Annotated in this window: 12 protein-coding genes and 1 pseudogene; 8 read left to right on the forward strand and 5 right to left on the reverse strand. The window is 64.3% G+C overall.

Features of this window, described 5'->3' with window-relative positions; translation table 11 throughout:
- The 3 genes and pseudogenes from C7C56_RS28725 to C7C56_RS10310 form a co-directional block, all read left to right on the forward strand.
- Nucleotides 1–365, forward strand: a pseudogene (locus tag C7C56_RS28725) (hypothetical protein); the annotation flags it as partial.
- A gap of 117 nt (nt 366–482) precedes the next feature.
- Entirely contained in the window at nt 483–2132 is a 1650-nt protein-coding gene (locus C7C56_RS10305; RefSeq protein WP_106757375.1) for a VRR-NUC domain-containing protein, read from the forward strand.
- A complete protein-coding gene (locus tag C7C56_RS10310; protein WP_106757332.1) occupies nt 2111–4408 on the forward strand; it encodes an ATP-dependent DNA helicase in 2298 nt (765 codons plus the stop codon). The genes C7C56_RS10305 and C7C56_RS10310 overlap by 22 nt, the downstream gene beginning before the upstream one ends.
- Here the strand turns inward: C7C56_RS10310 and C7C56_RS10315 are convergent.
- The 5 genes from C7C56_RS10315 to C7C56_RS10335 form a co-directional block, all read right to left on the reverse strand.
- The gene (locus C7C56_RS10315) at nt 4398–5126 is read right to left on the reverse strand and encodes a LytR/AlgR family response regulator transcription factor (RefSeq protein WP_106757333.1); all 729 of its coding nucleotides are present in this window, start codon (nt 5124–5126) and stop codon (nt 4398–4400) included. The genes C7C56_RS10310 and C7C56_RS10315 overlap by 11 nt on opposite strands.
- Nucleotides 5127–5129: 3 nt before the next feature.
- A complete protein-coding gene (locus tag C7C56_RS10320; protein WP_106757334.1) occupies nt 5130–6197 on the reverse strand; it encodes a sensor histidine kinase in 1068 nt (355 codons plus the stop codon).
- Entirely contained in the window at nt 6197–6901 is a 705-nt protein-coding gene (locus C7C56_RS10325) for a LiaI-LiaF-like domain-containing protein (protein ID WP_106757335.1), read from the reverse strand. Before C7C56_RS10325 ends, C7C56_RS10320 begins: the two co-directional genes overlap by 1 nt.
- Nucleotides 6891–7226 carry a LiaF transmembrane domain-containing protein gene (locus tag C7C56_RS10330; protein ID WP_229458566.1) on the reverse strand — a complete coding sequence of 112 codons (336 nt, stop codon included), beginning with the start codon at nt 7224–7226 and terminating at the stop codon, nt 6891–6893. The genes C7C56_RS10325 and C7C56_RS10330 overlap by 11 nt, the downstream gene beginning before the upstream one ends.
- A 324-nt stretch (nt 7227–7550) precedes the next feature.
- Entirely contained in the window at nt 7551–9851 is a 2301-nt protein-coding gene (locus C7C56_RS10335; RefSeq protein ID WP_106757337.1) for an isoamylase, read from the reverse strand.
- A gap of 385 nt (nt 9852–10236) precedes the next feature.
- On the opposite strand from C7C56_RS10335, the gene C7C56_RS10340 reads away from it, so the two are divergent.
- From C7C56_RS10340 to C7C56_RS10360, 5 genes are all read left to right on the forward strand, one after another.
- Nucleotides 10237–12342, forward strand: a complete 2106-nt coding sequence (locus C7C56_RS10340) for a hypothetical protein (protein WP_106757338.1) — start codon at nt 10237–10239, stop codon at nt 12340–12342.
- Between the two features lie 317 nt (nt 12343–12659).
- Nucleotides 12660–13004 (forward strand): hypothetical protein, encoded by a 345-nt coding sequence (locus C7C56_RS10345; protein WP_106757339.1) that lies wholly within the window; start codon nt 12660–12662, stop codon nt 13002–13004.
- The gene (locus tag C7C56_RS10350) at nt 13001–13339 is read left to right on the forward strand and encodes a hypothetical protein (protein ID WP_146204399.1); all 339 of its coding nucleotides are present in this window, start codon (nt 13001–13003) and stop codon (nt 13337–13339) included. Before C7C56_RS10345 ends, C7C56_RS10350 begins: the two co-directional genes overlap by 4 nt.
- 12 nt (nt 13340–13351) lie before the next feature.
- Nucleotides 13352–14155 (forward strand): hypothetical protein, encoded by an 804-nt coding sequence (locus C7C56_RS10355; protein WP_106757341.1) that lies wholly within the window; start codon nt 13352–13354, stop codon nt 14153–14155.
- Nucleotides 14156–14168: 13 nt separating this feature from the next.
- The gene (locus C7C56_RS10360; protein WP_146204400.1) at nt 14169–14867 is read left to right on the forward strand and encodes a hypothetical protein; all 699 of its coding nucleotides are present in this window, start codon (nt 14169–14171) and stop codon (nt 14865–14867) included.
- Nucleotides 14868–14915 lie beyond the last annotated feature (48 nt).

Below are 14915 nucleotides of genomic sequence, written 5' to 3' on the forward strand. Positions count from 1 at the left end.
GCGTTATGGCGCCGGTCGCCTTGGCCGCCATCGCGCCGGCGCCGCGCCCCCCGGCAAATCCGGCCCGGGCCGCCCCGCGCGAGCTTGCCGCCTTCGCGCCGGCGCGCGCGTCGCGCACGGCCAAGGCGCACCCGCCCCGCTTCAAAAGACGCAAGGCGACGGTGGCGCCGGAACCGGTCGAAACCGACAGCGACGTGGCCCTGCTCACGGCCCTGATCGAGTTCGGCGGCAACCCCGGCCACGCCGCCACGCCCGGGGCCGACGCCGGCCCGGCCTGCGTCGGCCCCGGCGCCCACGAGCCGGGCAAGAAATGCATCACGCGCGCCGCCAAGCTGCTGCACGTGATGCGAAAAACCACAGACTGAGGCACCGCCCGCCCCGCGTCGCCCGGTTTGCCGGGTGTTTGCCATCCGAATGCGATATACTGTACAAAAGCACAGTTAAATCAATCGGCGAGGCAAGCAGGGATGTCGGGCGACACCATGATCAAAGAGCTTGAGAATCCGTTTTACTACCTCGACAATTTCGAGCGCGTACTGCACTGGATCGGCGAGCGCTACACCGATTTGCTCACAGAGCAAGAACACGCGTTCATGCGCGGCTTTGCCGGCCTGCCGCGGCCGTCGCGCGCCCTGCTCGTGCGCATGGTCATGCGCAAGGGTAAATACTTCCGCACCAGCAAGCTAAACTATGCCGAAATCGGCTGCGCGCGCGAGGCCGCCCTGCACCTGCTGCCGACCGGCTGGATCGAGAACGATCCCCATCTGACGCTCGAACAATTGTTCGAGCTCCTGTCCAAGCCCGAGATCGGAACCGTTTTCGGGCTCGCCGCGCACCAGAAAAACGCGCGCAAATCCGAGCAGCTGGCCGCGCTGCTGCCCGTCTTCGGCGACGAGCGCCCTTTCTCCGACTGGTACCGCGACGCCGGCGACAGCGTCGTCGCGATCCTCATCAAACCCCTGTGCGACCGTTTGCGGCTGATATTTTTCGGCAACTTGCGCCAGGACTGGACCGAATTCGTGCTCTCCGACCTTGGCGTCCACAACTACGAGCAGGTGGCGTTTTCGGCGTCCTCGCGCGGCTTTCGCTCGCGCGCCGACATCGACCACTACCTGGCCCTGCACAGCTGCAAAGAACGCTTCCTGGCCGACGAGCCGGCCGACGAGGTGCTGCGCGACCTGCCCGCCCCCAGCGCCGGCAACGAATGGCTCGCCGGCCGGCGCGAGCGGCTCCTGTTCGAGATCGCGCGCCGCTACGAGCGCCAGCAGAACTGGCGCAAGGCCTACGAGGCATACGCCGCGTGCCGCTTTCCGGGGGCGCGCGCGCGCGCCGTGCGCGTGCTCGAAAAAAACGGCGAGTTCGGGCCCGCCTACGCCCTGCTGCGCGAGGCCCAGGCCGATCCCGAGAGCGACGCCGAGCACCAGCAGTTGCTGCGCATCGCCCCGCGCCTGATGCGCCAACTGGGCCATGCCCGGGCGGGCCCGCGCCCGGCGGCCAGCGTGCCGCGCTTCGACCTGGCCCTGCCCATGCCGGCGCCGCCGTGGTGGGTCGAGGGCGTGGTGCGCGACCATCTGGCCAGCCCCGAAGCGCCCGTGTTTTACGTCGAGAACACCCTGATCAACGCCCTGTTCGGCCTGCTAAGCTGGGACGCGATTTTCAGCGCGATACCGGGCGCGTTCTTCCACCCGTTCCACCGCGGTCCGGCCGACCTGCACAGCGCCGACTTTTTCGCGCGACGCGAGACGCAGTTCCGGGCCTGCCTCGACCAGCTCGACAGCGGCGAATACCGCGCCACCATCACGCGCAATTTCCGGACCAAGCAGGGCATTCAGTCGCCCTTCCTGGCGTGGGATTTCATCGGCCAGGAATTGCTCGACATGGCGCTCGACTGCATCCCCGCGTCCCACCTCAAAAAGTGGTTCGGGCGCATGTTGCTCGACATCAAGGCCAACCGCAGCGGCTTTCCCGACCTGATCCAGTTCTGGCCGGCCGAGCGGCGCTACCACATGATCGAGGTCAAGGGCCCGGGCGACCGCCTGCAAGACAACCAGTTGCGCTGGCTCGCCTATTGCGCCGAACACCAGATGCCGGTCTCCGTGTGCTACCTGCAATGGGCGGAGCCGGCCCCTTGAGCTACGTCGTGGCCGTGCGCGCCCTGTGCGAATTCACCGCCCGCGAAGGCGACCTCGACTTGCGCTTCACCCCCTCGCCCAGCGCGCGCGACGGCATCGCCGGCCACGCGCTGGTGGCCGGCCGGCGCGGCCCCGGCTACGAGAGCGAGGTGAGCCTGTCGGCCGCGCATGGCGCGCTGCAGGTGCGCGGGCGCGCCGACGGCTACGACCCGTTGCAAAACCTGCTCGAGGAGGTCAAAACCCACCGCGGCGAGCTGGCCGCGATGCCCGCCAACCAGCGCCAGCTGCACTGGGCGCAGGCGCGCGTGTACGGCCACCTGCTGTGCCTGGCGCGCGGACTGGCCGAAGTCGAGCTCGCGCTGGTCTACTTCGAGCTCGGCGCCGAGACCGAAACCGTGCTGCGCGAACACTGGCGCGCCGAGGCGCTGGCCGCCTTGTTCGCGCAGCAGTGCGAGCGCTTCCTGGCCTGGGCCGGACAGGAGGCGCGCCACCGCAGCGCGCGCGACGCCGCGCTGGCCACGCTCGCCTTTCCGCACGCGGCGTTCAAACCGGGCCAGCGCGCGCTGGCCGAAACCATTTTCAAGGCCAACAGCGCCGGACGCTGCGTGCTCGCGCAGGCGCCGACCGGGATCGGCAAGACCGTCGGCGCGCTGTTTCCCACGCTTAAGGCGGCGCCACGCCACGGCCTCGACAAGGTGTTTTTTTTGGCCGCCAAGACCCCCGGACGCCAGCTCGCGCTCGACGCCCTCGCCACCATCGCCGACAGCGCGCCGGGCTTGCCGCTGCGCGTGCTCGAGCTGGTCGCGCGCGACAAGGTCTGCGAGCATCCCGACAAGGCCTGCCATGGCCAGTCCTGTCCGCTCGCCAGGGGCTTCTACGACCGCCTGCCCGCGGCGCGCGAGGCGGTCGCGGCGCAGGGCGCGTTCGCGCGCGGGCAGATGCGCGAGGTCGCGCTCGCGCACCAGGTGTGCCCGTATTACCTGGCCAGCGAAATGGCGCTCTGGAGCGATCTGGTCGTGGCCGACTACAACTATTACTTCGACCGCGGCGCGATGCTGTACGCGCTGACGGCGGCAAGGCAATGGCGCGTGAGCGTGCTGGTCGACGAGGCCCACAACCTGGTCGCGCGCGCGCGCAAGATGTATTCGGCCGAACTGGACCGCGACGCCTTGCGCGCCGCCGGGGCCGGCGCGCCGGCGCCGCTCAAAAAGGCGCTAACGCGCGTGGCGCGCGCCTGGGGCGCGCTCGAACGCGAAAGCGGCGCCGCGTACGAGGTGTTGCCGGAACCGCCGGCCAGGCTGCTGGCCGAGTTGCAGGGGGCGACGAGCACGATCACCGATTTTTTGGTCACCAATCCCGCACCGATGGAACCTGCCCTCCAACGTTTCTACTTCGACGCGCTGCAGATGGCGCGGCTGGCCGAGTCGTTCGGCCCCCATTCCCTGTTCGACATCACGCGCCCCGGGGGCGGCGGCTCGCGCCTGTGCGTCCGCAACATCGTGCCGGCGCCCTTCCTCGCGCCGCGCTTCGCGGCGGCGCACGCGAGCGCCCTGTTTTCGGCCACGCTCAGTCCGTGGCACTACTACAGTGATTCGCTCGGTCTGCCCCTTGATACCGTGTGGATCGACGTCGAGTCCCCCTTCGACGCCGGGCAACTGGCGGTGCATGTGGTCAGGGATATCTCTACCCGCTTCCAGCACCGCGACGATTCACTGGCCCCGATCGCCGACCTGATCGCGCGCCAGTACGCAAAGCAGCCGGGCAACTACCTCGCTTTTTTCAGCAGCTTCGACTACCTGGAACAGGTGGCCGCCACCTGCGCGGCGCGCCACCCGGCGCTGCCGCTGTTCCGGCAGGAGCGCGCGATGGACGAGGCGCGGCGCGCGCAGTTCCTGGCGCGCTTCACGCCCGACGGCCGCGGGGTCGGCTTCGCGGTGCTCGGAGGCGCCTTCGGCGAAGGCATCGACCTGCCCGGCGCGCGCTTGATCGGCGCCTTCATCGCCACGCTCGGACTGCCCCAGATCAACGCCGTCAACGAGCAGGTCCGGCAGCGCATGCAGGCCAGTTTCGGCGCCGGCTACGACTACACCTACCTGTATCCGGGGATCCAGAAGGTGGTGCAGGCGGCCGGGCGCGTGATCCGCACCGGGCAGGACGTGGGCGTGGTCTATTTGATCGACGACCGCTTCGCCCGCCCCGAGGTGCGCCAATTGCTGCCGCGCTGGTGGAGGCTCGACATCGATATCGATATCGATAACCCCGGCGTCACTGGATGATGCTTTTGACCTTCTGGTAACCGCTGCGGCTGATCGGAATGCGGGTGTCGTCGAGCAGGACGGCGGTGTGGCTGTCCTTGCCGCTCGGCTCGATGCGCCGGATGCAGGCGATATTGAGCAGGTACGAGCGGTGGATCCGCAGGAACACTGCGGGATCGAGCTGGCTTTCGAGTTCCGACAGCGGCTGGTTCTTCAGATACGATTTGCCGTCCGAGCGGATCTGCACATAGTCGTCCTGCGCCTCGATGTAGGCGATGCTGGCGGCCGCGATCACGTGCACCCTGGCGCCGTCGCGGATCAGCACCCGTTCGAGCGGCTTGTTGCGCAGCGCCGTTGCGCGCACCACCGCCTCGAGCGCCGAGGCGTTGCCCAGTTGCGTGCGCGCGTGCGCGAGCGCCTCGTCGAGCCGTTGCTGGCTGAACGGCTTGAGCAGGTAGTCGACCGCGTGGATCTCGAACGCCTTGATCGCATACTGGTCGAACGCGGTCACGAACACATAGCGCGTCTTGCTCCCGGCCAGTTCGACCACCTCGAAGCCGTTCAGCTTGGGCATCTGGATATCGATGAACACCAGGTCGGGGGCGAGTTCGGCGATCGCCTTGACGGCCTCGAAGCCGTTGGCGCATTCGGCCACGATACTGATGTCGGCATGGCTGCCCAGATACTCGCGCAGCACGGCGCGGGCCAGCTCCTCGTCGTCGACGATAATGACGCGCATGGTTCAGGACTCCGTCGTTTGGGCGGGCAGCGTGATGCTGACCCTATATAGTTTATCTTCGAGCGCGCAGGCGACGCTCGCCTCGTGGCCGTAGGCTGCGGCCAGGCGCTGGCGCACGTTCGCCAGGCCGATGCCGTTGCCGGGCGCGCCAGGCTGGTCGTCGTCGACATCGTTCTCGACGCTGATCCGCAGCACCGACCCGGTGCGCCTGGCGGCGACGCGCACCGCGCCGCCCGCGACCAGGTTGCCGATACCATGTTTGACCGCGTTCTCGACCAAAGGCTGCAAAATGAGGGGCGGCAGCAGGCAGGGGCCGGCGTCGTCGGCGATGTCTTGTTCGACCGTCAGGCGGGAGCCGAAGCGCACTTTTTCGATCGCCAGGAAATGGCGCGCCAGCGCGCACTCGGCCTCTAGCGTGACCTTGGTGTGCGCCTCGAGCCCGAGGCTCAGGCGGAAAAAATCGGACAACTGCAAGGTCATCTGGCGCGCGGCGGCCGGATTGCTCCCGGTCAGCGCGCTGATCGAATTGAGGCTGTTGAACAGGAAATGCGGATCGATCTGGGTGCGCAGCATGCGCAATTCGGCCTCCTGCGCGAGCAGCTTGGACTCGAGCTCGCGCCGTTCGGCCAGGCGCGCCTTGCCGAATTCGATGGCGAGGTAGTGCACCGCGGCCGACAAACCGTACAACACCACGCCGAGCCCGAAGATCATGGCTTTGAGCGGCGCCGTGATCTCGACCCCGGCCCACGCCACCTCGGCCGCCTGCAGCAGGCCGTTCCAGGCCAGGCCGATGGCCGCCAACAGGGCCGCCGACACCACGGCGCTCAGACACAGCACCGTCAGGATCGAAAACGGGGGTTTTTCGGCCAGCGGGTAGGCGCGGCACACATAATAGGCCGAAAACCCGGTCGCGAAGCAATACACCAGCGTGACCGGGATCGCGAACAACAGGCCGTTGCTCCACGCGGCGCCAACCGTGTTCACGACGAGCGCGCCCATCACCAGGCCGAGCAACAGCGAGGCGGCCAGGTAGAGGGCGGCGCCGCGGCGCGTGGAGAACGGCCCCTGCATCAGTTGCGCACTTCCACACCGCCCATGATGGCGTAGCCGGTGATGATCAGGCGCTTGTTGGCATTGGGCGGCTTGGCCGTTTTCTCCTCGAAGCCGCCGAGGATCGGGGTGCCGTGCAGGATGACGGTCCAGTCGGGCGGCGTCTTGAGCGTGATGCCGCCCAGCACCGCGACCACATTGAGCACCGCTTCGCCCTCGATCGAGGCCTCGCGCAGATCGAGCTCGCAGCCACCCATGATCGCCGTCGCTTCGCCGCCGCGGAAATTTTGGGTCGTGATGCGCCGTTCGAAGCCGCCCAGGATCGCGGTGGCGTCGATCACCGAATCGTCGGACACCGAACCGTCCGGCATGCCGGTGGCGATCCGGCTGCGCCCCTTGAGCGCCTTGTAGATGACCGAGGCGCCAAGTCCGATCAAAATGAGCGGCCACAGCGAGCGCAGGTTGAAGTAAGGCAGGCCGAGCTTCCTGAGCACCAGGAAGACCCCGATCGCGATGAGCGCGGCGCCGAACAGATAGCCGTTCGGCGCTTTGGTGTCGAACAGCTTGATCACGCCGAAGACGATCAGCGCGATCGGCAAGATCCCGACCTCGTTGCGGAAACTGATGATGCCCAGATTATCGAGCAGGTACAACACCCCCACGCCGACGACGGCGATGCCCAGCATTACCTGTCCAGGCAGGCTCTTGTTGATTTCAGTTTTCATGGTCGGACTCCGGATTTTCTGGGAAACGTGCTTTGATAAATGGTTCGAGGATCATGCCGATGCCGTAGGCGATGATCACGAAGGGCCAGCTGTTTTTCAGGGTGAGGCCGAACAGGCCTTCGAACGTGAAAAACAGCCAGACCCCGATAAACAACGTCCACAGCCCGCTGGTAAAATGGCGCGCCGTCGGGAAACCGATCATCTTGTTGACGCCGATGACGACCAGCACCAGCGGCCAGTAATGCCACAGGTCCCAAAAGTGCAAATATCCAATTATGTGGAGAAAAATGGCCGCGCCCAACCCGACCAGCAGCAGGCCCCACAAAAGTTGCCTGCGCCACGCATATGATGAACCAGTACCCACAATGCCTCCTATTAACGCGATTTACGAGCGGCGGCGCGCGCAGCGCCGCTTACAACCTTACCGCCGATCTGACGGACAGATGGAAGATACAGGGGGAGCGGCGGGGGCGGAAGCGGTTTTCGGCCAGTGGCCGATGGGAACCGGCGAATGGCGAACGATTCGGTGAAACGCGCCGTTCGGCGCCTTGCGGAGGGCAATGCGGGGTGAGGCGGGCGCGCCGGTCGGCACACCCGCCTGACTTGCTTGTTTACCTACTTTTACCTAATTACCAGCTTGCTTACGTGCCTACTTGGCGATCAGGAGCAGCGTGCCGCGTCCGCACACGCCGTAGACGGTCGACTCGCCGCCGACCGCGTCCTCGAGGCCGGGCGCGCGCACCTGGGTCGCGCCCTCGGCCCAGTTGCAGGTGTCGGTGACGCGGTACCAGCTCTTGCCGGTGCCCGGCCATGGCAACGTGAAGTTCACTTGCGCGCTCCATGCGTTGTGCGCCACGTAGATCGCCGAGGCCGTGTCGCCGAACTCGCTGCCATCGATGCGCCAGGCCAGCGCGTGGTTGTTGGCATTGCCCATGTAGGCGCCGTCGGCCACGCCGCCGTCGGGTTTAAACCAGCGCAACTGCTCCATCACATTGCCGTTGTTGTCGCTGCCGGAATAAAAATTAAGCGGGCGCAGCGCGGGATGGGCCTTGCGGAACGTCATCATGCCCTTGGCGAACGCCTGGAAGTTGCTCTCCGCGGCGCTCCAGGTCCAGTCGAGCCAGTTCGCGCTCGAATCGAGGTTGTAGGGATTGTTGTTGCAGTTGATGCCGCGCAGCGCCTCGTCGCCTCCGACGATCATCGGCACCCCGCCCGACAACATCATCAGGGCCATGCCGTTGCGCGCGGCCTTGCGCTGGTCCGCCGCGATGCCGCCCTGGTCCCAGCTGACATTGTGGTCTTCGCCGCCGTCGCTCGGGCCCATCGGCCAGGGCTGGTTGTTGTTCTTGCCGTTGCAGCTGTACAGGTCCTTGAGCGTGAAGCCGTCATGGGCGGTGATGAAATTGACCGAATGCCACGGCCGGCGGCCGTCGTCGCCATACAGGTCGCTCGATCCGGCCACCCGGCTGGCGAGCTGGCCCGGCGTGACGGCGACCGAACCGAGCCTGTTTTGCAGCGGTCGCATGGTGTCGCGGTAGGAGCCGTTCCATTCGGCCCAGCCGGCCGGAAAATTGCCGACCTGGTAGGAGTTGCCGCCGATGGCCCAGGGCTCGGCCACGTGGTCGGCGCCGGTGCCGCCCGCGGCCGGCCTGGGGGGCAATTCGCGCACGATGCGGTTGAGCGCGGTGTTGGGATCGAGCTTGTCGTAGTTGAAGCAGCCGTGCTCGCAGCTGTTGCCCAGCACCGAGGCCAGGTCGTAGCGGTAGCCGTCGACGCCGAGCGTGTTGCGCCAGTAGGCGAGCGAGTCGACGATCAGGTTCTGGGCGACCAGATTGCGCGTGTTGTAGTTGCCGCCCACGCCGGTGTTGTCCCACGAACTCTGGCGGTCGGCGGTCAGCGAGTAGTAGGTCGGGTTGTCGAGCCCGCGCATGCCATAGATGTTGTAGGTGGTCTTGTCGGCCGGATTCCACACCCCGCCCTCGCCCGTGTGGTTGTAGACCACGTCGATCAACACCTTGATGCCCTTGTCGTGGAAGGCCTTGACCATGGCCTTGAACTCCTTGGTCGGGCCGCCCGGCGCCTTGTCGTAGGCGTAGCGGCGGTCCGGCGCGAAAAAGCCCAGCGTCATGTAGCCCCAATAATTGTCGCCCGCAGTGTCGGTCGGGACCAGCTCGTTGGTGTCGTTCTGGGTTTCCTGGAGCGGCAGGAACTCGACCGCCGTCACGCCCAGGCCGGCCAGGTAGGCCGCCTTCAGGCCCGCGCCCTTGTAGGTGCCGCGGTAGGCGGCGGCGATGCTGGTGTCGTTCATGGTCAGACCGCGCACGTGCACCTCGTAAATAATGTCGTCCTTGAGCGCGCGCGTCGGCTTGGTGCCGGTCAGCACCGTGTCGGGGGCGATCACGATCGCCTTCGGCGCGACCGATCCGGTGTCCTGGTTGCGGTACAGGGCGCCGCTGGCGTACACGGTGCCGTTGCTCATGGTGGGGGTCAGCGGATCGTGGCTGAGCTCGCGCGCATACGGGTCGACCAGCAATTTGTTCGGATTGAAGCGGTTGCCGGCGGCATCGACGTCGCTGGCGAAGCCGAGCGCGCTGCCCTTGGTCCAGCCCGCGTTGTAGGGCCAGTTCGGGCCCCAGGCGCGGTAGCCGTAGTACACGGTGCCGGTCACCCCGTAGCCGCCGAGGGTGGCGACGGGAATTGTCAGGCTCCAGACGCCGCCCGTGCCCAGCGTCATGACGCGCCTGGCCTTTTCCTGGGTGCCGCTGGCGCTGCTGTATAGAAATAACTCGATCCGGCTGGCGCGGCTCGAATAGATTTTGAAGGTGACGTTGGTTTTGGTGGCGTCGTAATCGGCGCCGAGCCCGCTGGCGTTGATCGCGGCCTTGCTGGCGGGGCTGCCCAGCAGGGCGAAGGCGATCAGCGCCACGATCATAAGTCGGTGAAGTTGCATTGCATGTCTCCTGATTTTTTCCGCGCCCCCTTGTCCGCCCCCGGCGCGGGCAAGGGCATGGACGTGTTCGTCCAGCGCCGGCTTGCGCGTTCAAGATTGGGTGGGATGCGTCTCGTTTGATTGCCCCGTTTGCCGGGGTCGTGTTTAGGTGATGCGAAATATTACTACCAAATCTAGCGCGACAGCTGCGTGATGCGCATTAATTATGGAGAGCCGATTCTGCGCTTATGGAATTTTAATGTCAATAAAATAAATCGATCTCTGTATCAAAACTACCAAGTTACTTAACGGCAGCCGATAAAGTTGGTCGAAAATAAATGTATGTTTATACTTAACAAGTAGTGCTACTATAAGTTTCCCTTGTTCTTTGAATGTGGATGCCAATATGGACAGCCCCGCCAGAAATTTCCGCCCGCCCGAGCCTTGGATCATCAATTCGGTCAATATGAACGCGCGGGATTGGAGCCGATGTGCGCCGATCGGCAACAGCGAGATCAAAGACTTCCTCGAGCCGCGCTTCGCGCATCAAAAAAGCATCCTGGTTGCGCGTAAGGGCTATGGCAAGAGCTACATTTTGGTGGCAAAAGCACAACTTATGCACCAGGCGCAGCACGCTAACACCACCACCAAGATCTACCCTCCCGCTGCGCACGGCGGGCGCACCAACTGGGTTGAGAAACTTAGCCTGGCCGCCGATTGGAATACGTTTGCCCAAGCCAATTCGATATGGCGTGACGGCGACTGGTGCACGGTCTGGATGATCGCCATTGCCAGCGTCGCCATGCGTCTGCTGGTCGACCCGGAGGACCTTTGGCGCGATGGGAAGGGCGAATCGAAGGAATCGAAGGAGTTTTGGAAAGAGTTCTTCCTCGAGGAAGAAAAGCATCTGGCGGTCGATGGGCTGTCCCAACTGATCAGCACACACCTCGAACGGGTCATGGCAGTCGACCCAGACATCAGGGAAAACTGGATAGGTAAAATCCGCAGCAACTTGCTCACCCCGCTCGGCAGTCGTTTGGGGGGGCGTAACTTGGTCATTTTTTTCGACAATCCGGACGAATTCCTTCGCATGGCCGAGCAGCAGGAGCGCAAATTGGGCGGCAGGGCCGACCCCGCATCCGAATCGGACGAGACGCCGCTGACCGCCTCGCGCATCTATCCGAATGTCTGGACCTTGGCCCAGCACGGCCTGGCCGCCGCGATTGCCGAGCTTAAGCTCCATGCCCCGAGCCTATACGTGTACACGTCGATCCGCCAGGAGGCCAGCGCTAAAATCGACCCACAGCTCGAGGATTCCCTGCTCCGCCTTGACTACACCCCGGAGCATCTGCAGGCGATCTTCGAGCAAAACATCCTGTTGTGCGCCGATGATAGGTTGCGCTTCCCCCATGAAAAGGCCGGCAACCCGCTCAAGGCTTTCTTCGGGTCGAATCTGTTGCCGCACCCTAGGCTCAAGATCAATGGCGATGACTACCCGGAGCAGATCTTTCATGCGCTGTTGCGGCATAGTCTGATGTCGCCGCGCGACCTGATGTATTTCGGGAAGCGGCTGTACACATTGGCACCAGCGGCGCGTCTGGAACAAACGGCTTTCGACACGATCAAGGCGACTACATGTGAACGACTGGAGAATTTTTTCCTGTACAGCGTCCCCTTCTGGGAGGACGAAAATATGGAATTTTTGGCGAAGATTACCTCGAACCGACTCACCGGCGCGGAGATCAATGCGCTCGAAGCCACCATGCCGAGCTCCGACCGCGCACGCCTACCGGTGTCGCAATATCTGATCGCGCACGGTTTGCTGGGGACGGTCAAGTCGAATGACGGCGGCAAGAACAAATATCAAGCCTTCTCCGTGGATATGTCAATTACGCCGGAGAGCCCCTACCTGTTCGATGATGCAAAGGAGTACCTGGTCCATCCCGCGCTCGACGAATACATGATGCAACAGAAAAAAAAGGTCAAATCCAATTACCAGCCGGAAAAGCACTTGCTCGTGGGTTACGACCTGCCCTACCCGACCAAGCACTATTTCAATTTTGCAGTCAGGATTGTCGGCGGCGAATTGGTCGCCTACACCGGAAACACGCCGTTGTCGGATAAATTGAGCCGCAGAAAAACAGAATACAACTGCTTCCTGCTGCTATTGTGTTGCGTCGCGAAATACAAACAAAATACGATTTCACATGACAAACTCAAGCTCGTGGTGGAAAAACTTTCGACATTCGGTTTGACACGCGTTCACGCCGACAATTGTTGCAAAACAGAAACTTGGGTATCCGTCCGCCGCATCTTGGCGTCCTTAATGGTCACCGAGAAGGTGTTGGCGGAGGAAATGGCTTCGTCGAACGTCGTTTCCCGGGAGCGCGTTCCGATAATCAGCACCATATCGGGACCTTCACCGGAGCACGGCTCGGTCAAATTGGAGCGTTGCACGCCGCGCGACATTTGGATCGCACCGGATTTGCAAAGCCAGTTCCTCGCAGACTAGTCCTCCGGGTGGCGGCGAGCGCCGCGACCCGGCCGTATCGGCGGCCGTCCAACACCCTGCCCGGCGCCCCGCCGGGCGGCCGCGTCGCGCAGAATCCAATTGACATCAAACAACTTGCATCGACAGTCGGACCGGCGCCCGCGTCTGCGGCGGACGCGCACAACTTCCCGCCCCGACAAATAAATCCCCCCCCCGATTTTCGCCGGTAGACTTTTCCACATGGACTTCTTTCCTTCAAGACGAGGAAAGCTGGCTTACCGGGTCGATGGATCCGATCGATCCCCTCGAAACTGCAAACAGTCACCATAGGAACCACCATGAAAACGAAAATCACCAATGCACTGGTAGCACTCCTGGTAGCGGGCGCATCGGGCGGCATCGCGATGGCCCAGTCGACATCGCGCGGAGAGGTCAAGGACGCTTCGGTAAAGGTCAGCATCAAAAACAGCAACCTGACGACGATCTCCGGCCAGGGCACGGCATCGATGGTCATGCGCGGCATGCAGGCCGAGCTCGGCAAGGCCAACATCGAGGTCGGCAACATCACCGCGTGCGGCGGCTCGAAGGTGGCCAACGTCAATGTCGATGTCAAGCTCGACCAGTCGAACTTGACGGCCACCGGTTCGACCCGCATCGGCAACGTCTCTGCGGGCTGCAATTGAAGCCGGCCGCCATGTTTTGCGTGGCGGCCGTGACCTGCGCCGCGGCCGCAACGGCCGCCTCGCAGGCGCTCCCTGTCCCCGACTTCGCGCCGCCGTCCACGCTGACCCCGTCCGACCCCGTCAAAAGCCCGGGCCAAAGCGCATATGGCAACGCGCTCGCGGCCCGCCAGCAGTTGCGGGCGACACGCAACGGTACGCCAGAAGCCTGCGGCCACTACGGCACCGTGCGGCCGATGAACGCGCCGCCGTGCGCCAGCGACAACGCGGTGGGCAACGTCACACTGGGCAAGGGCAGCATGGTGTTCGCGCCGATTGTTATTTCGATCAAAAAATAGAGGGGGAAGACGATGTCGATCATCCATAACTGCAAACGCACGGCATTGCTGCTGTGCCTAGGCGCCGGCACGCAAGCGGTTCCGGCAACTGCGGCACCGCACATGCGCGCATCGGCGCCGTCGCCGCCGTTCCTGCGCACGCTCCAAAGCTGCCTGCACCAAGCGATCCAGAACCAACGCCTGGCGGGCATGATGGTCGTGGTCGGCCGCTTCACCTCCGAGGCGACGGGCGGCCAGTACATTCGCGGCTACCCCCAGCCCTACTTCGAAACCCATGCCGCCGCCGTGTTGGCCGAACTCGGTCTGATGCCCATCAAGCTGGAACAGAACGAGTCGGCCGCAGATTTCAAGGTGAAACATAGGCCGAACCTCGTCGTCAGCGGCACCCTGGTCGGCTTCGATCCGTTGACGTCGCGCGAAACGGCGTCTTCGGATGGCGGGGTCGGCTTCGGCGGCGGCCGCGGCCTCGCCAGTCTCGGTGGCGGTGCCAGCCACTCGCGGGCGAAAGGGCAGGTCACCGCCACCGTCAATATCGAGTCGCCGGTCCAACGCCTGGCGCCATCGAACGGACCTGCGGCCGCGCCGGAGCCCTTGTACGCGATCACTGCGACGGCCACCGCAAGTGCGGAATTTCAAATGGACCAGAACAACAGCCAAGGGTCAGGCAGTGTTGCGTTCGGCATCGGCGGAGGTTTTGCAAAAGAAAGGATCAGCGTGGCCGACGTCCAAAGCACCTCGCTGTCGGCTGTTCGCCTGACAATTTTGCTGGCCGTCGCCAGCGCCCTGAAATTGAGCACCCCAAGCTGCAGCAATTAAAAAGGAGAATGACATGAATACCAGTAAACGTCTCGTCTTGAAATCGACCGCACTGCTGGCCGCTCCGCGCCTGGCGTTTCCAGGCGCGGGGGGCGGCCCGGCGGTCGGCGGCCTCGCGTTGGCAGTGAGCAGTGTCCTCGTGTTGCCGCGCGCGCAAGCGAGTCCGATTGCGCTCGGCCTCTTGGTGGCCGAGTTGCTTGGCCGCGCATTCTTCAATTTTAGTCTCAGCCGCACGTTCCTCGATGCGGTGGGCGCGGCGCCGGTGCGCAAGGCGAGCCTTGACAACAGCTTCCACGACCAGTTCAGCGACCCGCTTGCGCTGGTGGTCAACGAAGCGTATCGCTTCGATCAAGGAAAACTGGTCGGCGTTGCAGGCGCGGCTTACGCCGGGCGCTCCGACATCGGCCCCAAAGCGTCTTCCTACAACCTGGCGGAACTCAAGACCATCGCACACGAATTTACACTCAAACAATACGGTGCGCTGACCCCGATCTCGGCCCGCATCGCCATCACCCCGGAGCTGCGCGAAGGTTACCGGAAGGTGCTGGCAATGACGCGGCGCGAGCGTGATGGCGACATGCCGGCTGCGGCGTACGCACGGCAATTCCGCGACCTGAAGTCGGGCGACACGGGAACTGTCGGAATCTTCGGAAAAACCAAGGACGGCGCCATCCAAGTGGCATGGGTCGACGCGGACGATATCCGCCTCTAGCCCGTCCTTTGAAACCTCCCGCCGCAGCCGGCACAAGCGGATCCGTCG

Origin of the sequence: Massilia glaciei, from assembly GCF_003011895.2 — a bacterium.
GTDB classification, from domain to species: Bacteria; Pseudomonadota; Gammaproteobacteria; order Burkholderiales; family Burkholderiaceae_D; genus Telluria_A; species Telluria_A glaciei.